The sequence below is a fragment of the Psychrobacter sp. BF1 genome (assembly GCF_019279065.1).
In the GTDB taxonomy this organism is placed as follows: Bacteria; Pseudomonadota; Gammaproteobacteria; order Pseudomonadales; family Moraxellaceae; genus Psychrobacter; species Psychrobacter urativorans.
On the sequence record NZ_JAGYWV010000007.1, the window covers coordinates 145,666 to 169,442 of the forward strand.

The window sequence follows — 23,777 nt, forward strand, 5'->3', positions numbered from 1 at the left end:
ATACGATTTATTACTTATTCACTAATTAGTGGGTCTTGTAGTTTTCGTTGATAATGTCTTCTCGCTTTTTTGCGGCTAAATTTTGTCTCAGGCTGTTTTTTATAGTTCATTGACTGCAGTTATAGTCCTATAAATCGCAACTTTAAACCAATATTTATCCTAGCAGAACATAGGGGCACTCACTTATAACAGCGGAGGCAATCCTTGAATTCATCGACAGAAATACAAGCAATTTTGGCACTAGCAGACGGTACGATTTTTCGCGGTCTGAGTATCGGTAGCGCGGGTCATCGTGTCGGTGAAGTGGTATTCAATACGGCCATGACAGGGTATCAAGAAATCCTAACTGACCCTAGTTATGCCCGTCAGCTAGTGACTCTGACTTACCCGCACATCGGTAATACAGGTACTAACTCTGAAGATGCTGAATCAGGCAATGTAGATCATAAGCATCAAATATGGGCAGAAGGCCTCATCATTCGTGATGCCACTATGGTTACCTCTAACTTCCGCAATTCTGAATCCTTGACTGACTATCTCAAGCGTAACGATACTGTTGCTATTGCTGAGATTGATACTCGCCAGCTTACTCGCCTATTACGGGATAAAGGCGCACAGAATGGCTGCATCATGACGGCCTCTAATGGCGAAACGATCAGTCAAGACGATGAGCAACAAGCGATTAATCTGGCAAAAGAGTTTGCTGGTATTGAAGGCATGGACTTAGCCAAAGAGTGCTGTACTTCTGATAGCTTTGAGTGGACAGCCGGTACTTGGGAATTATCAGACACCCTACTCAACCGTGATTTAGTGGGTAACCATGATAGCGGTACTGGTGGCTTCTTTAAACAGCTCGGCACTCATATCGAGTCTAAATATAACGTCGTCGCTTATGACTTCGGTACTAAGACCAACATCTTGCGTATGCTCGTTGACCGTGGCTGTCATGTGACTGTGGTTCCAGCGCAGACTCCGATTGCAGATGTGCTTGCGATGAATCCACAGGGTATCTTCTTATCAAACGGTCCTGGCGACCCTGCAGCTTGTGACTATGCTATCGATGCCGTCCGTCATATCATCGAAGAAACTAACATTCCAACCTTTGGTATTTGCTTAGGTCATCAGCTGATCGGTCTAGCTAGTGGTGCCAATACTATCAAAATGAAAACCGGTCATCATGGTGCTAATCATCCAGTACAGGATCTAGCCACAGGCACAGTTATGATTACCAGTCAAAATCATGGCTTTGCGGTTGATGAAGACACCCTACCTGATAACGTTAAAGCTACCCATCGCTCACTATTTGACGGCACCAACCAAGGGATTGAGCTGACCAATAAGCCTGTGTTTAGCTTCCAAGGTCATCCCGAAGCCAGTCCTGGGCCGCATGATGCTGCGCCATTGTTTGATAAGTTTGCGGCGATGATGGAACAAGCTAAGGCTTAGAATGAAAAATATTGAAAATAAATTCTCTAAATTAAGTTTTTTGACAACTGTTAGTCGGCTGCTAGCAATTAGTATATTAGCTTCAACAGTTTTTGGTTGTGCGACTAACCAACCTTTAAATTCTACCGCAAGTAAAAAAGCTATCACTAATGAAGCGGTTACTGACCTGTCCTATGAAGATATGATTCAGCGAATCAGAGAATATCCAACTAGTGAAAATGTTAGTAGATCAGGTTTAGACCCAAGAGCTCAGAAAAATGAGCTAACAGCAGTCATGCTTTATATATATGGAAGTGATTTTTTTCCTGATGTTTTTTGGGATGATTTTAATGATAAAGCTAAAGTTCAAAATGAGCTTGGTTTATCCGACAAATCTTACGAATGCCTTGTAAATAACCATAATTATAAAGTGTTCGCTAAAAATAACTCCATGATGGTGGATGAGTATGTCAATAAACACAGTCCTCAAAAGGTTCGAGATGATCTAACCTTACTTATGGATTCTGGTCTTTCAAAAGAAATTCATGATCTCATGAATGGTATGTTAAAAGATCAAGAAAATACAGAAGGAAAATTTCTCGAAAGATTTTCAGAAGACTCATACTTAAGGTTAATTTTTAGTTTATTTAAATCAAATCAAAGCTTATCTACATTACTAGGTATGGGAAGCTCGAACCATTCTTTCCCAAATCTAAATGTAGGTAACCGTCATCTAACTCAGGTGATGATACTTTGCAACGGTATTGATTTAGAGTAAGCCAAAAAGACTCAGTATTAAAAATTCAACAAATTCTAACTCGCCAAAATAGGACTTAAAAACATTATGCCAAAACGTACCGACATAAAAAGTATTCTTATCATTGGCGCAGGCCCTATCGTTATCGGCCAAGCGTGTGAGTTCGATTATTCAGGCGCACAAGCGTGTAAAGCCCTAAAAGAAGAAGGCTATCGAGTCATCTTAGTCAACTCTAATCCAGCGACTATCATGACTGATCCTGCGATGGCTGATGCCACTTATATTGAGCCGATTACTTGGCAGACCGTTGAGCAAATTATCGCTAAAGAGCGCCCTGATGCCATCCTACCAACGATGGGTGGTCAAACGGCTTTGAACTGTGCCTTAGAGTTAGATAAGCACGGCGTATTGACTAAATATAATTGCGAGTTGATTGGCGCGACCAAAGACTCAATCGAGATGGCAGAAGACCGCAACTTGTTTGATAAAGCTATGAAGCGTATTGGCCTTGAATGCCCTCGTGCTGAGACTGCTGAAACTATGGAAGAGGCCTTTGCTACCCAGGAAAAAATGGGCTATCCGTGCATCATCCGTCCCTCATTCACTATGGGCGGCTCAGGTGGCGGTATCGCTTATAACCGTGATGAATTTATCGAGATTTGTGAGCGTGGCTTTGACTTATCACCGAACCATCAGTTGCTGATTGATGAGTCGTTGATCGGTTGGAAAGAATACGAGATGGAAGTGGTTCGTGACAAAAAAGACAACTGTATCATCATCTGTGCCATTGAAAACTTCGATCCGATGGGCGTGCATACGGGCGACTCTATCACTGTTGCCCCAGCACAAACCTTGACCGATAAAGAATACCAAATCATGCGTAACGCCTCTTTGGCAGTACTGCGTGAGATCGGGGTAGAAACCGGTGGCTCTAACGTACAGTTCGGCATTAATCCTGATACTGGCCGCATGGTCGTCATCGAGATGAACCCACGCGTATCGCGCTCATCAGCATTGGCTTCAAAAGCTACTGGCTTTCCGATCGCCAAAATCGCCGCAAAACTAGCAGTCGGCTATACCCTAGATGAATTGCAAAACGATATTACTGGTGGCAAAACTCCAGCGAGCTTCGAGCCCGCCCTCGATTATGTCGTCACTAAGATACCTAGATTTAACTTTGAAAAATTCCCACAAGCGGACAACGTGTTATCGACACAAATGAAGTCAGTTGGTGAAGTGATGGCTATCGGCCGCAACTTCCAAGAGTCGATGCAAAAAGCCCTACGTGGCATGGAAACTGGCTCAGATGGTTTCGATGAACAAATCGACTTTGCGGCTATCAAAGATGGTCAACTTAGCGCTGATAAAGCTCGTAGTGAGATTACCAATCGTCTTACTATTCCAACGCCTGAACGCATCTACTACGTGGCCGATGCCTTCCGTATTGGCATGAGCGTCGATGAAGTATTTAGCTTTACCAAAATTGACCCTTGGTTCTTAGTGCAAATCGAAGATATCGTTAACACTGAGGCGACTGTGAAAGCGCTAGGCTTTGGCGGCTTGACTGAGCAAAACCTACGTCGCTTTAAACGTAAAGGCTTATCAGACTTACGCTTAGCCAAACTACTAGGTATCTCCCAAAAGCAACTGCGTAAAAAACGTTGGGACTTAGGCGTGCACCCCGTCTACAAGCGGGTAGATACTTGTGCTGCAGAGTTTGAGACTAGCACCGCTTACATGTACTCTACTTATGATAGCGAATGTGAAGCCAAACCAACAGACAAGAAAAAAATCATGGTTATCGGTAGTGGTCCTAACCGTATCGGCCAAGGTATCGAGTTTGACTATTGCTGTGTGCACGCCGCCCTTGCCATGCGTGAAGACGGTTATGAGACCATCATGGTTAACTGTAACCCTGAAACGGTTTCAACCGATTATGACATCTCAGATCGTCTGTACTTCGAGCCAATTACTTTAGAGGACGTGTTAGAAATCGTCCGTATCGAAAAGCCTGATGGCGTCATCGTCCAGTTCGGTGGTCAAACCCCGTTGAAATTGGCCCGTGCTTTAGAGGCCGCTGGGGTCAAAATCATCGGCACTAGCCCTGATGCGATTGACCGCGCTGAAGATCGTGAGCGCTTCCAACACATGATTCAGCAATTGAATCTTGTACAGCCAACTAATGCTTTAGCGACTAGCTTAGAAGATGGTTTAGTCAAAGCCAAAGATGTCGGTTATCCCTTAGTAGTACGCCCATCCTATGTATTGGGCGGCCGTGCGATGGAGATCGTTTATAACGAAGACGAGCTCAGACACTATCTACGTACTGCCGTGCAAGCCTCTAACGAGGCGCCAGTACTACTGGATCGCTTCTTAGACGATGCAATCGAAGTCGATGTCGACTGTATTTGTGACGGCACTGATGTGGTGATTGGCGGTATCATGCAGCATATCGAACAAGCGGGCGTGCACTCTGGAGACTCAGCGTGTTCGCTACCGCCTTACTCATTATCAGAAGAGTTATGTGATGTGATGCGTGAGCAAACGGTAGCCATGGCCAAAGAGCTTGGTGTGGTTGGCTTGATGAACGTTCAGTTCGCGGTAAAAGGCGAGACGGTTTATATCTTAGAAGTCAATCCGCGCGCGGCACGTACAGTTCCTTTCGTTTCTAAGTGTATCGGTACTTCACTAGCGAAAGTCGCAGCTCGTTGTATGGCGGGCACTTCCCTAAAAGATCAGGGCTTTACTAGAGAAATTGTTCCTGCATTTTTTGCAGTAAAAGAAGCGGTATTCCCTTTTGCTAAATTCCCAGGTGTTGACCCTATTTTGAGCCCTGAGATGAAGTCTACTGGCGAAGTGATGGGCGTAGGTAAAACCTTTGGCGAAGCTTTTTACAAAGCAGTTATCGGTAGTAATGAGCGCTTGCCGGGCCTACCTATTGAAGGCGAGAGCAAAACTGTATTTATCTCAGTACGTGATAGTGATAAGCAACAAGTAGTACCTATCGCTCGTCAGTTAATTGACTTTGGCTTCAATATTGTCACGACTACTGGTACTCAAAAAATATTAGTGGCCAACGGTATTGAGTGCAAGCAAATCAATAAAGTTACTCAAGGGCGCCCACATATCGTTGATGCTTTAAAAAATGGCAACATTGATATCATTATTAACACTACCGAAGGCAAGCAAGCGCAAGAGGATTCTTTCTCTATTCGTCGTAGTGCCCTGCAAGGCAAAGTGTTCTATGTGACCACATTAGGGGCTGCCGATGCGGTCTGCAAATCTTACGCTATCGACTTACCATTCGAGGTTTATAAGCTGCAAGATTTACATCAGCAAGCAAAGCCTATTGACGTAGCTGAATAAATTCAGTAAATTAGACTTAACTACCTAGCTTAGTAATAGCTAGTAATTGATAATTAATTATAGAAGCATAGTGGCCTCACTGCTACTATGCTTTTTATTATCCACTCATATTGTGTACTGTCTAAGTGGGTGCTATCTAGCCACTCAAACCTTAGGCATACCAACATTTTATAATACTTATAATAATGCCCACATCGTCTCCATAAGAGATGGTGTGCTGTTATTGGTTTAAGGAAAAAAATATGCAACGTTATCCCATGACTCCGCAAGGACACGAAGCTTTAGAAGTCGAACTAAAACAGCTAAAAAGTGTCGATCGTCCACGCATCACCGCCTCTATCGCTGAAGCTCGCGAACACGGCGATTTAAAAGAAAACGCTGAATACCACGCTGCCCGTGAGCAGCAAGGATTTTGCGAAGCCCGTATCCGTGACATCGAAGCCAAGCTTGGTGGCGCTCAAGTTATCGATCCTGCTACTTTAAAGAATGACGGCCGTGTGGTATTTGGGGTGACTGTAGTCATAGAAAATATGGACACCGAAGAAGAAAAGCAGTACAAAATCGTTGGTGATGATGAAGCTGACTTTAAAGCAGGCAAAATCTCTGTTAACTCGCCTATCGCTCGCGGTTTGATTGGCAAATTTGAAGGCGATGAAGTGCGTATCGAAACCCCAAAAGGTGTCGTTGAATATGAGTTAATGAAAGTTATTTATAACTAAATGACTTAAGGCTGCCAAGGTTATAAGCTGCTAACTCATGATGCAAAGTGACTACATCACCCATAATAAGTAACGCCGGTGTAGGTAGTTTGGCCAATGCTTGTTGCTCAGCAATACTACTAAGCTTACCAATAAGTATCTGCTGAGTGGGCAAGCTGGCATGACTAATAATAGCAAAAGGTGTCTCACTATCTCGTCCGGCCTTTATAAGACCTTGGGTTAGCTGAGCCAAGCGCTGTAATCCCATATAAAAAACAACCGTTTGGGTGCTATCTAATAACTCTTCATAGTCCTCGTTGGCGCCGCCTGTTTTTTTGCATGCGGTAACGAATTTGACCGACTGCGCATAGTCGCGATGGGTTAAGGGAATCCCTACTCGGCTAGCGGCGGCACTTGCTGCCGTAATGCCTGGAATAGACTCAAAATGGATGCCATGACGCACCACTTCTTGTAACTCTTCACCACCCCGCCCAAAGATAAAAGGATCACCGCCTTTGAGTCTGACTACTTTTTTATTAGCTAGCGCATGCTTGACTAGTAACTCGTTGATACCGGCTTGCGGTATGGCATGAGTACCACAGCGTTTGCCGACAAATATCTTTTCTGCACTCATCGCGCACATATCCAAAATGTCTTCAGATACTAAGCTGTCATAAAGCACCACGTCCGCGCTTTGCATCACTCGCAGTGCTTTTAGGGTTAATAGCTCAGGGTCACCAGATCCTGCTCCGACTAAATGTACCGTACCTACCTGTCTAGCGCTCGGTGAAGCATTTTTACTCGATGATAGACTAGATTTACTAAAGCTTAGTGTCATAATCTACGCCCGTTCAGCAGTAACACTAGCCGAATACTCAGATGGTATAGTGGGGGTAGAGGCCGATAAATCAGTCATGTTAATAGCTCCTAATAATGCCATTCATAAAGCTCAGTAAAATCCTTGCCAGTAGCCAAAGAGACCTTAGTATAGTAATAAGCAGAGTGAGTCGTCTCTAATAAAATGCAATTGCTATGCCATGCTATAAGTATGAAACTCCCTACTTTTGGTAGCGTCAGTTATCCATACTCTGCTATTAGCCTATTGATCTGACTCACGCAAGATCCACAATTGGTCCCTGCTGCACACTGTTTGCCGATTGCTACTGCAGTGCTACAAGCCTGCTTAGTGATCGCCTCAATGATTCTATTTTTGCCAACCGACATGCAAGAACATATCATCGGCCCTGGATCAACATAACCGCTAGCCGGTCGACCAGCCAATAGCCATTTATAACGCAGGTCAGCTGGAATATCACTAGTACTTAAAAAACAGCTGTCAAGCCAATGGCATACTGGTAGCTGCGCTAATGAGGGAGCAAAATATATGGCCATTATTAGCCGTTCACTGGGCTCAACTGCCTCTAGCATCTCTGAGTCTGCTGTTTTATTATCCTGACTTTGGGTCAAAACAAAGTTTAGTTGCCTTTGCTGCGGACTCACTATAAAGGCACTACTGAACGAAGTTGTCATCTTAACGTCGTCAGTTAATGGAGCGGCTTCTTTAGATACAGTAAGCTCAGCTTCTATTGGCTCAGTCACTAGTGCCTCTACTGGTAAAAGCGTCTGTAGATTTTTTATAAACTGCTGCCAAAACTCCGAATCAACTAGCTGCTGCGCCATACTGGCAACGGGACTAGCTAAGTTAATCAGCACGCTGTTGGCTTGATGGTTAAGGCTCCATGTCAAGGCTGGTAATGATAAGGACTCATTGAGAGGCTTACAGTTAGGCCACGCCCTTACCTTTGGAATCGTATTGACGCGTTGAGCCTCAAAAGCCGCTAACATAGCCCTTAGCTGCTCCATAATGGTATCTTGCCACTCAGGATGCACCAAAATCTTGCCAAACGTCTGCATAGGTACTGGACGAATACTGATCGCTGAATTTTTTAGTTCAGGTTGGCCGGAGTGCGGATCAACCACCGTAGGAATGAGCGTGCCAACGCGAGCATAGCTTGCAAAAGCGTCACTCCAGTGCATTGGCATAAAGGCATCACCAATACGCATACTATCGCTAATAGCAACTTGTGCAAGCACCTTACTATTATGCTGTGACTGAGCGCTCGTTTTGTTAGCCGCCCTGCTATCTTGGTACCTTGCACAAAGTCGTACAAAATCCGCATTTTTAAGGTTTAATAGCTCAGCATCGTTAGGGTGTAAAGTGAGTGTTGGCACGGCTTGATGCTGATTGAGCTGAGCCACTAATCCTGTTCGTGTCATAGTATGCCACTGATCACGTAATCGCCCAGTAATAAGGCGCAAATCAATACTAGGTAAATCAGCAAGGCTTGCTTGGTGCGCGTCACTACTATGTGGGTAGGGTTTAATTGTAGGCTTGCTAGTAACTTGACGTTTGCCTTGATGCAAATGGGGTAAGCTTGGTGTATTAGAACAAGTAATAGCAATTAGGGTGGTTTTAGGGTTATAAGTGTCACTAATGCTTAGGTGACTAGATTGAAGGTTTTTGGTAGCGGGCGACTCATTCATCGCTATACGTGGACCTCTCCATTGAAAAGGAGTCATAGCCTCATAGCTGTCGATACTTAGCGCACTTGATGAGGATATTTCACCCTGATAATGATGGCTATCCTCTGCTGCTATGCCTACGGCTAATAGCTCTTTGGCCAGATTAAGGTAACGCGGCTGAGGGTTATTCGAGCGGTGCTGGCTAGGTTTATTGTTATAAGCGGTCAGTGCTACGTGCTCATTAAATATCTCACTTTCATGCTGATAATCAAACCCTGCTAAACCCATGCGTTTGGCCACTTGTGACAATATCCACCAATCCGGTTTTGCCATGCCTGCTGCGCTGACTAGGGAGCGTTGGCGAGATATGCGCCGTTCTGAATTGGTCACCGTACCGGATTTTTCGCCCCACCCTTGAGCGGGTAACACAATGTCAGCGCATTTTAGAGTATCGCTATCTTTGGAGCAGTCGGAGACAATAACCAAATCGCACTCAGCCAAGGCCTGACGGAACTTATCGGCCTCAGGTAAGCTGACTACCGGATTGGTCGCCATAATCCAAATAGCTTTAATACGCCCATCCATAATGGCATCAGCAGCGTCACAGGCTTTGATCCCAGCTTTGGGGTTGATTGGTTGTGGCGCTTTCCAAAAGTCTGCTACTAGTTGACGATGATCAGCATTCTCTAAGTCTAGATGCGCGGCCAGTAAGTTCGCCAGTGCCCCGACTTCACGTCCGCCCATCGCATTCGGCTGACCGGTGAGTGAGAAGGGACTGGCGCCCACTTTTCCTACACGTCCGGTGAATAAGTGGCTATTAATAATAGCATTAACCTTGTCAGTACCATCTTTAGACTGATTAACACCCATACTAAATGCTGTGACTGTTTTATGATTAGCAGCGACTAGCTGATAGAACTGAAGAATAGACTCTGCGGTTACTTGGCAGGCGTCAGAGACTCTATTAATACTCCAGTGCTTGGCGCTATATAAAGCTTTATCAACACCGCCGCTTTGCTCAACGTAGGCCTCATCACCGCAACCTTGTTGCTCAAGATAATGCAGCAACCCATTGTACAAGTGCGTATCACTACCAGCAGCAATCGGCAAATGCAAATCGGCAAACTCACAAGAGTCTGTGCGACGCGGATCAATCACTACCAGCTTTTTATTAGGGTTGGCTTTTTTGGCGGCTAAGAAGCGCCCGAATAGGATAGGATGGCACCAAGCCATATTTGAGCCGACCAGCACTAACAAGTTACAGGCCTCCAGATCCTCATAATTACCAGGTACTAAGTCAGCACCAAAGGCACGTTTGTGTCCGGCGACCGCTGACGACATACACAATCGAGAGTTGGAGTCTATATTGTTATTACCAATAAAACCTTTTATAAACTTATTGGCGACATAATAATCCTCCGTCAATAGCTGTCCTGAGACATAAAACATGATGCTGTCTCGCCCATGCTTTGAGATAATAGCCTTAAAGCGATTAGCAATATCCTCTAAGACCACATTCCAGTTAGTAGGCTTAATAATAGACAGGTCGACATCATCCCTTTCACTTGCCTGAAGTGCTACAGGCTGATGCTGCATCGATGCTTGTTTATTTTGGTAATAAGGGTGAGTTAGTCGGCGCTGATGCCCTAAGGTTTGTGCCAGCGCATTGCCTTTTGAGCACAGCTTACCGAAGTTTGCAGGATGTGTAGGATCGCCCGTCACACTCACTACTCCTAGCTCATCAACATGCGCCAATACCCCGCAGCCTACCCCGCAGTAAGGACAAGTGGTGCGTATAGTTTTAGTCTGCTTAGAGTCTTGGTTATGCAGAGTAATGCGCTGCAATCCTTTGACTGCACTAGACCCTGCATCAACTGGTGGGGTTTTACTAGGCGCTAGCGCTCTACTAGTAGGTGAAGGCTTATCAATAATTACCTCATTCATGATACTTCTCCTAGTGAGCCCGTTGCTTTTAACGCATTTTTTTGTACTGCTTGGTCTTGTAACGCATCTTCTTGATGGCTATTACGGTTGATAGCCTGACTGTCATTGCAAGTATTATTGCTAGAGCCTGTATCTAAATCCAGCTCATTACTGACAATCATGTCGGTATCAACGGGATCGAGGTGGCAGTAAGCGGCGCCAAAGATCAAATATTGTTTTATGAGGGATATATCGCTACCTTCACTAATTAACTGGCTATAAAAAGGCCCTTCATCAACATCACCGTACAGCACTGCACCAACTAGCTTTTGCTCTTTACAATAAAGGCAGTGGTAATGATTTACGCTCCTTTGGTAATAAGTTATGGTTTCAATAGCCTGCTGTTCTGCTTCATCGAACTCGATTTGGCCCGCTGAAAAAGCAGCTATTCCCGATACTTTTAATTTTAAGGATAATGGCTTACTTACAAAGGGTTGCCAGCTATCTGGTACCCATAACTTATGATCCGACAGCACTTTGGCGGCTGACAAAGGACTGGCATTCGATATTTTTGGACTTTTTAATACCGATACCAAAGTATCTACTTGCTGATTAATAGGCGTCACCATACCGAATAGCTCACCGTCGAGCTCAACACATTCGCCAATGGCATAAACATCTTGGCAGCTAGTATGCATATAGCGATCTACGATAATGCCCCGATTGACAACGAGGCCATTATCTTTAGCCAGCGTGGTATTGGGTATCACGCCTACTGCCATTACTATAAAATCAGCTGGTAAGGTGCGCCCATCTTTTAGTGCCAACCCACATACCTTGTTATCATTATTATCGTCATTGCTATTGTTATTGTTTATGACGATACTCTCCGTGCTAGCAGCCAGCTCTAGCCCTATACTACGGCGGCTCAGTTCGGCCTGTAATAGCTTGGCTGCTGGCTCATCAAGTTGACGATTTAGGACATAATTGTCCACATGAACGACGGTCATATGTGCGCCCTGCGTGGTCAACGCACAGGCAGCCTCTAGTCCTAATACCCCGCCGCCGATGACAATACCAGTCTTATTCTGATGGGCATATCGAGTTAAGGCTGTGACATCTGCTAAGTCTCGAAACACATGCACGCCAAGTGCTTTATGATTGTCAAAAGGGATAACTCGAGCGGTTGAGCCAGTAGCAATCACTAACTTGGCATAAGGGAGCGTTTGACCCTGTTGCAGCTTTATAAATTGCTGTTCAGTATTAATGCTGTCCACTGTAACGCCCGCTAACACGGTGATGCCTAACTGCTCATAGTCAGACACAGAGTACAGATAGGTGTCGCTAAAGGCGGTATCTCCTGCCAATACAGGCGATAACATAATACGGTTATAACCTACTTGCGGCTCTTTACTGATCAGAGTAATGGGCAAAGGAGCCTCTATACTCTCTAAACCGGCGCTTGTTAGAGGCTCGCTTTGCTGCTGCGCTCGGGCCAACTCAATAGCAAACCGGCTACCGGCCATGCCAGCACCAATAATCACAACGCCAGCATTGGAGCGATTGCTACGCATGGCGTTAGGTTTTTTGGCGCAGGATTTTATATTAGTAATTGATGGTTTTATACAGAGCGACATAAGATTGGAGTCCCTAAGCCGCAAAATGCAGCATTAACTAAAATGACTAGTCAAAAAGTTACTTATATAGCTGGGCTCAGTGCTCCTGATCAAGGCAGTCTAATCAAGGCTATCTGATATAGGCCAACAGCAATAAGATAATGACAAACTCAATGAAGCAAATGCTGTGCCATACCAATAACGGACGGCGTACAATAAGAGGCTCAGGATCGTTAATACTGCTGCTATTATCAGGGTTAAAGTCTTGTAAAAACTCACCTATCGCTTGATAGCGCGCTTGGGTACTAGAATGGAGTGCACGCATTAACGCCTGTTGGCTAGCGAAGGGTACCCGCTGCCGATGTAACCACTGCACTGGTAGTGTTAAATCCTTATGCGGACTCATCAAAGTTTGAGAGCTAAAAGGTAATTGTCCTGTCAATAATTCATAACCAATCACTGCTATAGAGAAAAGGTCAGAATGGACGCCTTTTGGTGCATCAGTGTAATATTCTGGTGCAGCATAGTGCAGATCGCCATTAGGGGGTCGAGTACTATCTTTCAATATTAAAGAGCTGGCCGAGCCAAAATCAATCAGTTTGACTGTGCCAGAGGTGGTCAACAAGATATTTTCAGGCTTGATATCTTGATGTAATAGATAATGGCGGTGCATCACTCGAACAGCCATACCAATCTTGACTAGCAAATCGTAAGTTTGCCATATATCACAAGGGGCATTATGAGTGATAAAGTCTCGTAGGCTTTCGCCTTCAATATATTCTGTCAAGTGGTATAGATACCTGCTGCTCGCTGGTACTGGATAATAGCGCAACACCCCCGATGCACTAAGCGCTGAGCCATTTTCTTGATGAGCACTGACGCTTAGCCTATCGATGGACAGATTATTGGGGTCCACTTGATTAAAAGCAGGCTCGCCTGCACGGCGATGCTTAGACAGACTCAAGCCAATTTTTCGCTCCTTTAAAAACTCACGCAGATAATGCCCATCGCCTACAGCGTCGAGGCTCGGCGACTTTAAAACAAACTTATAACCCTCTTTATCTTGTACCAGATATACCTCGCTACGAGCAGTGCGAGCGATCACTTCAATAACCATAAAACCATCAATGTTATCGCCAACATCCAAGCTAGCTAGTAACTGGTAACGATCGATATCGTTGCTACTGACATTTTGCTTGTCCCTCTTAGAGGCGTCATCAGGCCAATTGATAGACTGAGCTTGACTAGGGTTATTGAGCTTAGATGCCGTTGGCTGAGCATGTCTTTGCAACCAAATCATGGTTAAATTATCATGACTGCCCTGTATTAAGGCTTGCTCACACAACATTTGGCTGACCTTCGGCGCTATTGGTAATCGGTGACTTGCCACTATAGGCTGCAATATAGCCGCTGCTGCACATAGCTCAAACTGTAACTCGGCAGGCTCAATATGCTCATAGACCCCATCAGTCATCATAGCTAAGCATTCATTTTGATGCAGGGTAAACACTGATTGTTGCAAGGTAACTTGCGTGTCTGCGCCCATAGCAGCACTAAGCGCTCCCTTATGCAGCCCTTGATGTACCCGATGGTCTTGGCTTAGTGCCAGCAAGCTATCTACGCCGACAAGGTAGATACGCGAATCACCCGTGTGGAATAGGTGAATACGATCGCCGATACACAGCAGGCCTGAAAGTGTGGATAACAGGGGTGGCACCCGCTGATAGACTTGCGGAAAGTATAGACTATCATTGGCTTTATTCACGGCGACCTTGATGAGGCCTGCAACTTGATTATCGTCAAGGTCAGTTAGTGCTGTTGTGAAGTCAACTGAAGGCTGACTGTCTGTCTTACAGGGCAGATTATCTGCTGGTTGCACCACCTGCGCTAAAGCGATAGTAAGGTGGTGAGCGATCGTATTGACAACCAATTGGCTAGCTTGTTTGGGGAATTGACAAGCACTTACCCCATCAGCTATCAGCACCAATAAAGGCTGATCCGTTAGGGGCGTTAAACTTGACTGATCTGGGTATGCAAGTGTCGACTCTAAAAAACCATATGGCAAGCAACTGGTGATCAGTATGCTGTCTTGGTTCTCAGCTTTACGACCCTTAGTAGTATAAAAATCAATCGACCACGAGGTATCATTTCTGTTAGGGCTAGTTGATGCTTTACGGTCTTTTTGAGTATCAGTATCCATACTTTTAGCTCACCTGAATCTGGGCAAAGGTACCATCTGGCATCTCTTCGATGATGACCCCTTCTGGCTCTTTTAACAAGAATAGTGCTAAAAATCCAACTACTGCTGTTGCGGCGATCACGAAGAAGAACACTTGATAGGAGACCAGACTGAGGATAGTCAGGTAGACCACTGACCCCACATTACCGTAAGCTCCTGTCATCCCTGCGAACTGTCCGGTCATGCTACGTTTGATTAAAGGGATAACCGCAAACACTGCCCCTTCTCCTGCTTGTACAAAAAACGAGCAGAACATAGTAATCAGTAAAGCTAAAGCTAGGGGCCACGTTGAATCCATAAAGCCCATCAACAGGTACCCTATTGCCAGACCCGCTGTCAAAATTAATAAAGTAATTCTACGACCGAACTTATCACTGAGCCAACCACCCCCTGGGCGCGACATCAAATTCATAAAAGCGTAGCTAGAAGCTAACACCCCAGCCATCACCATCGATAGACTAAAGGTCTCCTGATAAAAAAGCGGCAACATGGAGATTACGGCTAGCTCGGAGCCGAAAGTTGCAAAGTATAAAATGTTCAAAACACCTACTTGCTTAAAGTCGTAACGGTGCGCTTCAGGCATAGGCGTAGTGAATATCTCTTTATTAAAACGATAGCTACTCACAAATTCGTAAAAATAAAGAACAATCAAGCCAATATAAATAATATTAACACTGGAGTGAGTGATTAAATGCACACCGGCAGGTGACAACTTCCAAGTCAATAAAGCTAATGCCAAATACATCGGCAGCTTAAACACCATCATCAGCCAAAAGTCACCGGCTGAGGTCACCATCATGGCTCCAGACTTTTTCGGTTTAAAATACGTCGCTCCTTTAGGGGCATCACGTACCAACTTATAAAATATCACACTATAAAGCATCATCACCACGCCCGAGGTTGCAGTCGCATAACGCCAGCCTTCATCGCCCCCAAATATGGCCGCCGCGATGATAGCAATTGTGGGTAACAATAATGCCGCTGCTGCTGAACCAAAGTTACCCCAGCCACCATAAATACCTTCGGCTGTGCCCAGCTCACTAGCCGGAAACCAATCACTCATCAGACGAATACCCACGACAAAACCTGCCCCTACAAAACCCAGTAAAAAACGCGACAAAGCTAAAGTATTATAATCTTGAGCAAAAGCGAAGGTAAAACAGGGAAGCGCTCCAATAGCCAAAATCGCAGTATATACCAAGCGTGGACCGAAGCGATCCGTGAGCATTCCGACAATAACTCGGGCTGGGATAGTTAAGGCCACATTTAAAATCAGCAGCGTCTTCACTTGATCTCTAGTCAGATTAAGACTCTCGCCAATCGCTGATAAAAAAGGCGCATGATTAAACCATACAAAAAAGGTGAAGAAGAATGCCATCCACCCTAAATGCAGAATCCTGTTTTTACCGGTAAAAGATAAGACGTTGATCTTGTCTTTAGAGGGAGGAATGAGCAGTGACGATGACATAGGCGATTTCCTTATGTGGCTAACCTTGGATAGTTGCAATAAGTTAAATACAGAAACTTATCAGTTAGAACAGCTATCAAGGTGCAATGGCTATGCCATCTGCCCTTATAAAAATCGTTATACGCCTGAAATTCCGTCAACACTTCAAGCAGTAACGCTTAGTGTTAAGTGACTTGTAAGTACTCTTTAACCGTAAATCGATAATAAATAAAACTCAACTATAGGGCACTAATGACGACAGCTAACCCGCTTAATAAATACCAATGCAGTGCATTGAACAGGTTATTTTGGTGCAGTGATACTTTGCTAACAATCCACTCTAGGCTTAGCATTATTACTTTTATGAATAGTAAACCACCTTCTTCAAATAGTCTCAAACCCCCTGATACTATTCCCCCTGTCTTGATATGACTCTTATAAATTATCGATCATAAACCACCTTCTAGCACTAGGCTTGGCACAGTTATTGATGCTTTGTAGGGACAAGAGCCCACCTGCTGCTTGTGTTATTAGCTAAGATTAGCCACCTAGGCTGTGATCATAAGGTAGTAATAACGGTATTCAGGTAGCTCTATCTAAACCAGCCCATTATCAAGGATAAGCGCATGAGTAACCCTACAGTGAGTACGTCGCATAAACCGAAGTTAGTAGTGGTTGGCAATGGCATGGTCGGCCATCACTTTATCACCAAAATCATTGAGCAAGGCTTGCATGAATGTTTTGATATCCATGTATTCGCTGAGGAAGACCGCCCCGCTTATGACCGTGTATATCTGTCCAGCTACTTTGAGCATAAGGATGCCAGCAAGCTCAACTTGGTCGACCTCGCCACCTATGAGTCCGCCAAGGTCAATCTGCACTTAAATCAGCGCATTGTCGATATTGATGCCGCTAATAAGTGCATCACGACCAAAGATGGCGAGCAGATAGGCTACGCTGAGCTGGTACTGGCGACGGGGTCGTATCCTTTTGTACCGCCAATCGAAGGCAAAGACCATCCGCACTGCCATGTGTACCGAACCATTGCCGATTTGGATGAGATACTGGCGATCGCTGAGCTGCCCAAAGTCAAAAAGGGCGTGGTTGTAGGTGGCGGTCTATTGGGGCTTGAGGCGGCGAAAGCCTTAGTAACATTAGACCTTGAGACTTATGTAGTGGAGTTTGCCCCGCAGCTTATGGGCGTGCAATTAGACCCTGCTGGCGGCGAGATACTGAAACAAAAAATCGAAGCCCTTGGGGTGACGGTAATGACGGGTAAAAATACCCAACAGATCATCGATAACAACAGCGTGCAGAGCGAAGATGATCATTATCTGACGATGCAGTTTACCGATGAGACTTCGCTCGATACCGATATGATCGTCTTTAGTGCCGGTATTCGGCCGCAAGATGGCATTGTGAAAAACAACTCGCAGTGCGGCGTTGAGCTGGGCGCGCGCGGTGGTATTTTAATCGATGGACAGTGCCGTACTACTGCTGAGAATATATACGCGATTGGCGAGTGTGCGGTGTGGGACAATAAGGTATTTGGTCTGGTGGCACCCGGCTATAGCATGGCGAGTATTTGCGCCGCACAAATCGCTGGTGATACTGAGCAAACCTTTGCTGGTGCGGATATGAGTACTAAGCTCAAACTCATGGGCGTGGACGTGGGTAGTATCGGTGACGCGCAAGGCAAGACTGAGGGCAGCTTAAGCTACTTGTACCAAAACCCTAAAGAGGGCATTTATAAAAAGCTGGTCACCACCGATGATAATAAAAAGCTACTGGGTGCAGTACTAGTCGGCGATACCGAAGACTATAACAACCTATTACAGTTGTATCTGAACGATATCGACCTGCCCGCTCATCCTGAGAGCTTGATATTGCCTAATGTTGAAAAGCCGGTAATGGGTATTGAAAACCTTCCCGACACCGCGACTATTTGCTCTTGCTATAACGTCAACAAAGGCGATATCTGCGCAGCGGTCGAGGGCGGCGCCTATTCAATAGCGGACGTGAAAGCCTGTACTAGTGCTGCTACAGGCTGTGGCGGCTGTGCGCCGATGGTCAAAGACACCTTAGGCTATCAGTTAGAGACCCTAGGCTTTGAAGTCAATAATGACTTATGTGAGCATTTTTCTTACTCGCGTCAAGATTTATACAGCTTAGTTCGGGTGCATGAGATCAAAACCTTTGATGCGCTATTGACTGAGCATGGTAGTGGCCGCGGCTGTGAGATTTGCAAACCGACTGTTGCCTCTATCTTGGCCTCGTGCTGGAATGATTATGTGCTCAAACCTGAGTTGGCCCCACTACAAGACAGCAACGATTACTACCTGGGTAATATCCAAAAGGATGGCACCTATTCAGTAGTACCGCGCGTACCAGGTGGCGAGATTACTGCTGATAAGCTCATTGTGCTGGGTCAAGTGGCCAAAGACTATAACTTATACACTAAGATTACGGGTGGTCAGCGTGTCGACTTGTTTGGTGCAAGACTGGAGCAACTGCCAGATATCTGGACTGAGCTAGTACAAGCCGGCTTTGAGACGGGACATGCTTATGGCAAATCGCTGCGCACGGTAAAGTCTTGCATTGGCAATAACTGGTGCCGCTATGGCGTCGATGATAGCATCGGCTTAGCATTAAGACTTGAGGACCGTTATAAAGGGGTACGCTCCCCGCATAAAATAAAAATGGGCGTATCTGGCTGTATGCGAGAATGTGCTGAGGCGCAAAGTAAAGACTTTGGCATGATAGCGACTGAAAATGGCTGGAATTTATTCGTCTGTGGTAATGGCGGTATAACCCCGCGTCATGGCGAGCTGTTCGCCACAGATCTCGATACTGAAACCCTAGTGCGGTATATCGATCGCATCATTATGTTCTACATTAAGACCGCTGACAAATTGCAGCGCACCTCAAAATGGCGAGAGAGCTTAGAGGGCGGTCTTGAGTATCTGCAAGACGTCATCATCAACGACAGTTTAGAGATAGCGGCTGAGCTAGAAGCACAGATGCAGCTGTTAATTGATAACTATGTCTGCGAGTGGAAAGAGACTATCACTGATACTGAGAAACTCAAACGTTTCCGTCATTTCGTCAATAGCGAAAAAGGCGATGATAATGTGGTGTTTGTAACTGAGCGCGAGCAAATTCGCCCAGCAACTGAGGCTGAAAAAGCCCAGATTAAAACCATTGAACTTGTTTAGGCTGCCGTTCGTTGTCGTTAACTTTTACTCTTACTCTTTAAGGATTATCTAATGTCCCAGCAAACCGTTTGTAAACTTCATGATATCATTCCAGAGACTGGTGTCTGCGCACTAATCAATGGCAAACAGGTCGCCATCTTTTGTACTAAGCAAGCAGAGCTGTTCGCGGTTGATAATTATGATCCTTTTAGTCAAGCCAACGTACTCTCTAGAGGTTTACTTGGTGATACCGTTATCACTGATCATAAAGGTGTAGAGAAGGCCGTACTTTATGTCGCCTCCCCTATTTATAAGCAGCGTTTTAATCTGGCTACTGGTCAGTGCTTAGATGATGACAGTATCCAGATTGACACTTATCCTGTGCAATTAGAAGGTGACGATGTCGTCATTAGCAGCCCTCTATCTGATGCTGGTTAACGGCTAGCGGCTGGCACTTATGAGTCCATGCATCCTTGATTATTGCCTATTTACAGGGCTGTTTATAAAGCTAGAAGCCATAAGTGTAGAGATAAAACACTGCGGTTATGGCGACAGACTACTTGGCTGTATTCCTGTTAATGAACGACACTAGTTATCTGCTGCGCCTATATCATTAGGGCTAACACAATGGCTGTCTCATACGACAGCCGTTGTCGTATAGTTTTGTTGTTTATCCAATAATTACAGTGACTTACCTAGCACTTTGCTAAAATAGTCTTCTACTAATTAAGTGGTAAATCCTTACTTATGGCAACCATCAATTATGAAAGACTACAAGGCAAGCTGAACATTTTGGCCGATGCTGCCAAGTATGATGTTTCTTGCTCCTCCTCTGCTGGCACGCGTAAAAACCAAGGCGGTGGCTTGGGTGATGCCTCAGCGACTGGTATTTGTCACAGCTATACTGAAGACGGTCGCTGTGTCAGCCTACTGAAAATTTTATTAACCAATCATTGTATTTATGACTGTGCTTACTGTACTTCTCGTAAGAGCAATGACACTATACGTGCCGCTTTTAGCGTCGAAGAAGTAGTCGATTTGACTATGCAGTTTTATCGTCGTAACTATATCGAAGGCTTATTTCTCAGCTCCGGTATCTTTAAAAGCGGTGATTACACTATGGAGCGCTTAGTCGAGGTTGCTAAGATCCTGCGTACTCGTGAGCGTTTTAATGGCTATATTCATCTAAAGACTATCCCTGGTGCCTCAAAAGAGCTGCTATTAGAAGCGGGCCTGTATGCCGATCGCTTGAGCGTTAATATCGAAATTCCTACTAAGTCCGGCTTAGCCCTACTAGCGCCAGAGAAGTCACATGAGCAACTAAAAGCCCCAATGGAAACGGTGAAAGAAGAAATCATCACTATCCGTGAAAGTCGTAAAACTCATAAAAAAGCACCAAAATTTGTCCCAGCTGGTCAGACCAGTCAGATGATCGTTGGCGCTAGTAATGAGACTGATCTACAAGTTATTCAGCTATCGAGTCACTTTTATAAACAATACGATCTCAAACGCGTCTATTACTCTGGCTATGTGCCGATGCTGTCTGACAGCCGCTTGCCAGCAATTGGTACTCCAGTACCGATGATTCGTGAAAACCGTCTCTATCAAGCCGACTGGTTAATGCGCTTTTACGGCTTTGGGGCTCATGAAATTGTCGAGCCAGATTCACCGTTTTTAGATCTAGATTGTGATCCTAAGTTGGCTTGGGCGATTCGTCATCGTGAGCATTTCCCTGTTAATATTCAAACCGCCTCTTACGAGATGATCGTCCGGATTCCTGGCATTGGGGTTAAGACTGCTAAAAAGATAGTAAAAGCCCGTAAGTTTAATCAGCTAACTTTATATCATCTAAAGAAAATGGGCGCAGCGGTAAACCGCGCTAAATACTTTATCGCCACTACTGGTAAGAACGAGCACCTCTCGCATCTGACTCGTGATAACTTTCGTCAGTATGTATTGGCGCAAACTCAGACTAAGTTTAAAGATCAGCGTAGTGGCCAGTTAGCTTTATTTTAAACAGTGCGGCAATCATCACCTCTATCTGAGCCGATTTAATTGATAGCAACTTGAGGAAAATATGTCAGCACTGATCGCAAAGGACAGCTATTCGCTAGGTCATTTGACCGCTAGTATCGTGCTTTATGAGCCAAGCTTTGAGGGTTGGCTTAGCGCCGTATATTATGTGTACGATAATAAACTTCAGCACGATCCGAGCTTACAGTTGACCGCCCAAGATTGTTATGTCCCCTCATTGATTAGTGCCGCTAGTAGTGTGGCTATCGATGATGAAAAAGCTCAAAGAGTGTTAATCAAATTAAATAAGCTACTAGGCCGCTCAGGTATGCGCCAAGTCCTATGGGGCTTTTTATCCGAAAAGATGGACATCGGCACTACCTTATTTCAGGTAATCAAATACGCTATCGACTATCCTAAGCGCGCCATCTTACAAGACTTAGGTAATCTTTATGTGTTGGAATTGGCACAAACGGTAAAGTCAGTTGGGCGAGAAAAACATCGTATGGAAGCTTTTGTGCGCTTTGAGCACACTACCGATGATATTTATTTTGCTCGAGTAGAACCTGATTTCAATGTGTTGCCATTGATTGGAGAGCACTTTCGCCAACGCTATCAGGATCAACATTGGGCGATTTATGACTTAGCCCGTGGCTATGGTATTTATTACGACAAAAGCCAAAGTACAGCCTCTCGCCCGGCCGAATTGCAAACTATTACCGACCTTGATAATGCGGTGCTGCGCAATCCGGCCAGCATTCATAGTGCTGATGAGCAGCGTTATCAGCGCTTTTGGCAAGGTTACTTTACTAATGTTAATATCAAAGAGCGCAAAAACTCACGGCTACACAAGCAATATTTGCCGCAGCGCTATTGGAAGTATCTTAGCGAAAAACAAATACTCCCTAATGCCGACTATCTACAAAAGCGTCGTTAGTGTTGGCTAAAATGGCTCTGCGTTAATAATGCGGGAGCTTGATTAATAAGCTACTATAAATAGCCATGCTGTATTTACAACTGCTGGCAAAAGAACTTATTTCTCTAGGCTAGTTTGCGGTTATGGTTGAGTTTTGCTAGTTTTTAACTGACAATAGCAGCTGGCATGCTTTTTAACCTTTAAATATTTTACTGAGTAGTTGTTGCTACTATGATAGTTATGCGCTTGTTGTCGTCTCTAAAACATGATGAATCCGAACGTGGTATTTTTCATCTTGGTCGTGCTTTGGTAAAAAACGGCCATACTTCTATTATTATCTCCAGCGCTGACTATGATAATGAGTTAGTAAAACGTCTTGAGCGCGACGGTACCTTGTATCACCAATTGCACATGAATAAAAAGTCTTGGATATCGTTATTACAAATCATACCTTTACGTCATTTGATTGAACAGTATAACCCTGACGTCATCCACGTGCACTCGCGTACGCCAGCATGGATACTACATTTAGCTCTACGTCGAGCGCGAGTTAGTCGTCCGCCCAAATTAGTATCGACGATGTATGGTTTTTATCCTATTAATAAATATTCAAAAGCCCTACTTGACGTCGATACTATCATCACCGTCTCTGACAGCGTGACCAATTATCTCAAAAAAGGTCTGCGCCGTGAGCATATGGGCAGTAAAGCTATTAGACGTATTTATCGTGGTATTGATACCCGTCGCTATCCTTATCGACACAACCCTTCCGTCTATTGGATACGTCGCACCTTTGCTGAATATCCTGAGCTTGAACATAAAAAGTGGCTAGTGTTTCCGACGATTATCGGTCATGAGTACGGTCAAGAATGGCTGATTGATATCTTAGGTAATTTGCAGGAGCAGTTTCCGCTCATTCATGTGATTATTATGGATGAAGACTATAGAGAGGGTGATGTGGCGCATGAAGACTTTCGCCAGCGTAGCAATGCTTTGAACTTGAGTGAGCGCATTACTTATGTCGGTGGCAAACGTAATGATATGCGCGAATGGCTATCAGCAGCCAATATTGTCATGGCTTTAGCCAATCAGCCTGAGTCTATCGGTATTAACGCCTTGCAAGCTATACATTTAGGGACTCCAGTAATTGGCTGGGATCAAGCGGCGTTCACTGAAATACTACAGCCTTTGTATCCGCAAGGATTAGTCAAAAAACACAATGCTCAAGCGCTTTGTAAAGCCGTCAGGAACCAGTTAGAGAGTGTTACTCGCCCTAATATGACTGATCTGTTTACTATGCGTGAAATGATCGAAGAAACCTTAGCCGTTTATCAAGGATTATATAATCAAGCACTGATCGAGGAGCAAGCAACATCGGATGCTTACTCAGTCATGAGAATAAAAAAACACTTAAAGTCAGCTAGCAAAAATCGCGGCAAAGTATCCGATCGTTTTGCCAGTAATGAGCCTATCAAATCTAATGACAAGCTGACAAAAGACAATCCTGTCTCTATTATAAAAAAGAAGCCTGCGACAAAAGTGCACAGAGATAATAAATAGCAGCTCAATAAAGCTATAGACGTTAAGTGCTGTGTACTTATTAACAATAACTCTTTATCGCTATAACTAAAAAAAGCCTAACATGTTGATGTTGGGCTTT

The 23,777-nt window shown here is 44.7% G+C and carries 14 protein-coding genes; 9 read left to right on the top strand and 5 right to left on the bottom strand.

All coding sequences use genetic code 11. The features are described from left to right. Positions 1 to 204 precede the first annotated feature (204 nt). From carA to greA, 4 genes are all read left to right on the top strand, one after another. The gene (carA, locus tag KZA12_RS09695) at positions 205 to 1,446 is read left to right on the top strand and encodes a glutamine-hydrolyzing carbamoyl-phosphate synthase small subunit (RefSeq protein WP_218690111.1); all 1,242 of its coding nucleotides are present in this window, start codon (positions 205 to 207) and stop codon (positions 1,444 to 1,446) included. A 1-nt stretch (position 1,447) separates the two neighbouring features. Continuing rightward, positions 1,448 to 2,203: a hypothetical protein gene (locus KZA12_RS09700; RefSeq protein ID WP_218690112.1), complete on the top strand. Its 756-nt coding sequence runs from the start codon at positions 1,448 to 1,450 to the stop codon at positions 2,201 to 2,203. Between the two features lie 66 nt (positions 2,204 to 2,269). Continuing rightward, on the top strand, positions 2,270 to 5,548 hold the full coding sequence (carB, locus tag KZA12_RS09705; RefSeq protein ID WP_218690113.1) for a carbamoyl-phosphate synthase large subunit: 3,279 nt from the start codon (positions 2,270 to 2,272) through the stop codon (positions 5,546 to 5,548). A 242-nt stretch (positions 5,549 to 5,790) separates the two neighbouring features. Continuing rightward, positions 5,791 to 6,267 (top strand): transcription elongation factor GreA, encoded by a 477-nt coding sequence (greA, locus tag KZA12_RS09710; RefSeq protein WP_201622594.1) that lies wholly within the window; start codon positions 5,791 to 5,793, stop codon positions 6,265 to 6,267. Here greA and cobA read toward each other — a convergent pair. From cobA to KZA12_RS09735, 5 genes are all read right to left on the bottom strand, one after another. Next, complete coding sequence (gene cobA / locus KZA12_RS09715) at positions 6,254 to 7,084, bottom strand: uroporphyrinogen-III C-methyltransferase (RefSeq protein WP_218690114.1); 831 nt, start codon at positions 7,082 to 7,084, stop codon at positions 6,254 to 6,256. The genes greA and cobA overlap by 14 nt on opposite strands. 239 nt (positions 7,085 to 7,323) lie before the next feature. Continuing rightward, the gene (locus KZA12_RS09720; protein WP_218690115.1) at positions 7,324 to 10,713 is read right to left on the bottom strand and encodes a molybdopterin-dependent oxidoreductase; all 3,390 of its coding nucleotides are present in this window, start codon (positions 10,711 to 10,713) and stop codon (positions 7,324 to 7,326) included. Then, a complete protein-coding gene (locus KZA12_RS09725; protein WP_256932918.1) occupies positions 10,710 to 12,329 on the bottom strand; it encodes an NAD(P)/FAD-dependent oxidoreductase in 1,620 nt (539 codons plus the stop codon). Before KZA12_RS09725 ends, KZA12_RS09720 begins: the two co-directional genes overlap by 4 nt. A gap of 109 nt (positions 12,330 to 12,438) precedes the next feature. Next, a complete protein-coding gene (locus KZA12_RS09730; protein ID WP_218690116.1) occupies positions 12,439 to 14,508 on the bottom strand; it encodes a bifunctional serine/threonine-protein phosphatase/kinase in 2,070 nt (689 codons plus the stop codon). A 4-nt stretch (positions 14,509 to 14,512) separates the two neighbouring features. Further along, the gene (locus tag KZA12_RS09735; protein ID WP_218690117.1) at positions 14,513 to 16,015 is read right to left on the bottom strand and encodes a NarK family nitrate/nitrite MFS transporter; all 1,503 of its coding nucleotides are present in this window, start codon (positions 16,013 to 16,015) and stop codon (positions 14,513 to 14,515) included. 605 nt (positions 16,016 to 16,620) lie between these two features. On the opposite strand from KZA12_RS09735, the gene nirB reads away from it, so the two are divergent. The 5 genes from nirB to KZA12_RS09760 all read left to right on the top strand — a co-directional run bounded on the left by nirB (position 16,621) and on the right by KZA12_RS09760 (position 23,677). Continuing rightward, positions 16,621 to 19,209 (top strand): nitrite reductase large subunit NirB, encoded by a 2,589-nt coding sequence (gene nirB / locus KZA12_RS09740; protein WP_218690118.1) that lies wholly within the window; start codon positions 16,621 to 16,623, stop codon positions 19,207 to 19,209. Positions 19,210 to 19,260: 51 nt separating this feature from the next. Then, the gene (nirD, locus tag KZA12_RS09745) at positions 19,261 to 19,626 is read left to right on the top strand and encodes a nitrite reductase small subunit NirD (protein ID WP_201622600.1); all 366 of its coding nucleotides are present in this window, start codon (positions 19,261 to 19,263) and stop codon (positions 19,624 to 19,626) included. A gap of 309 nt (positions 19,627 to 19,935) precedes the next feature. Continuing rightward, positions 19,936 to 21,204 (top strand): putative DNA modification/repair radical SAM protein, encoded by a 1,269-nt coding sequence (locus KZA12_RS09750; RefSeq protein WP_201622601.1) that lies wholly within the window; start codon positions 19,936 to 19,938, stop codon positions 21,202 to 21,204. A 61-nt stretch (positions 21,205 to 21,265) separates the two neighbouring features. After that, complete coding sequence (locus KZA12_RS09755; RefSeq protein ID WP_201622602.1) at positions 21,266 to 22,138, top strand: TIGR03915 family putative DNA repair protein; 873 nt, start codon at positions 21,266 to 21,268, stop codon at positions 22,136 to 22,138. Between the two features lie 210 nt (positions 22,139 to 22,348). After that, positions 22,349 to 23,677, top strand: a complete 1,329-nt coding sequence (locus KZA12_RS09760; RefSeq protein ID WP_218690119.1) for a glycosyltransferase — start codon at positions 22,349 to 22,351, stop codon at positions 23,675 to 23,677. Positions 23,678 to 23,777: the final 100 nt, after the last annotated feature.

Excerpts from the sequence above, each read along its gene's own strand:
- KZA12_RS09700 (WP_218690112.1), top strand. The coding sequence starts at position 1,448 with ATGAAAAATATTGAAAATAAATTCTCTAAATTAAGTTTTTTGACAACT.
- carB (WP_218690113.1), top strand. The coding sequence starts at position 2,270 with ATGCCAAAACGTACCGACATAAAAAGTATTCTTATCATTGGCGCAGGC.
- greA (WP_201622594.1), top strand. The coding sequence starts at position 5,791 with ATGCAACGTTATCCCATGACTCCGCAAGGACACGAAGCTTTAGAAGTC.
- cobA (WP_218690114.1), bottom strand. The coding sequence starts at position 7,084 with ATGACACTAAGCTTTAGTAAATCTAGTCTATCATCGAGTAAAAATGCT.
- KZA12_RS09720 (WP_218690115.1), bottom strand. The coding sequence starts at position 10,713 with ATGAATGAGGTAATTATTGATAAGCCTTCACCTACTAGTAGAGCGCTA.
- KZA12_RS09725 (WP_256932918.1), bottom strand. The coding sequence starts at position 12,329 with ATGTCGCTCTGTATAAAACCATCAATTACTAATATAAAATCCTGCGCC.
- KZA12_RS09730 (WP_218690116.1), bottom strand. The coding sequence starts at position 14,508 with ATGGATACTGATACTCAAAAAGACCGTAAAGCATCAACTAGCCCTAAC.
- KZA12_RS09735 (WP_218690117.1), bottom strand. The coding sequence starts at position 16,015 with ATGTCATCGTCACTGCTCATTCCTCCCTCTAAAGACAAGATCAACGTC.
- nirB (WP_218690118.1), top strand. The coding sequence starts at position 16,621 with ATGAGTAACCCTACAGTGAGTACGTCGCATAAACCGAAGTTAGTAGTG.
- nirD (WP_201622600.1), top strand. The coding sequence starts at position 19,261 with ATGTCCCAGCAAACCGTTTGTAAACTTCATGATATCATTCCAGAGACT.
- KZA12_RS09750 (WP_201622601.1), top strand. The coding sequence starts at position 19,936 with ATGGCAACCATCAATTATGAAAGACTACAAGGCAAGCTGAACATTTTG.
- KZA12_RS09755 (WP_201622602.1), top strand. The coding sequence starts at position 21,266 with ATGTCAGCACTGATCGCAAAGGACAGCTATTCGCTAGGTCATTTGACC.
- KZA12_RS09760 (WP_218690119.1), top strand. The coding sequence starts at position 22,349 with ATGATAGTTATGCGCTTGTTGTCGTCTCTAAAACATGATGAATCCGAA.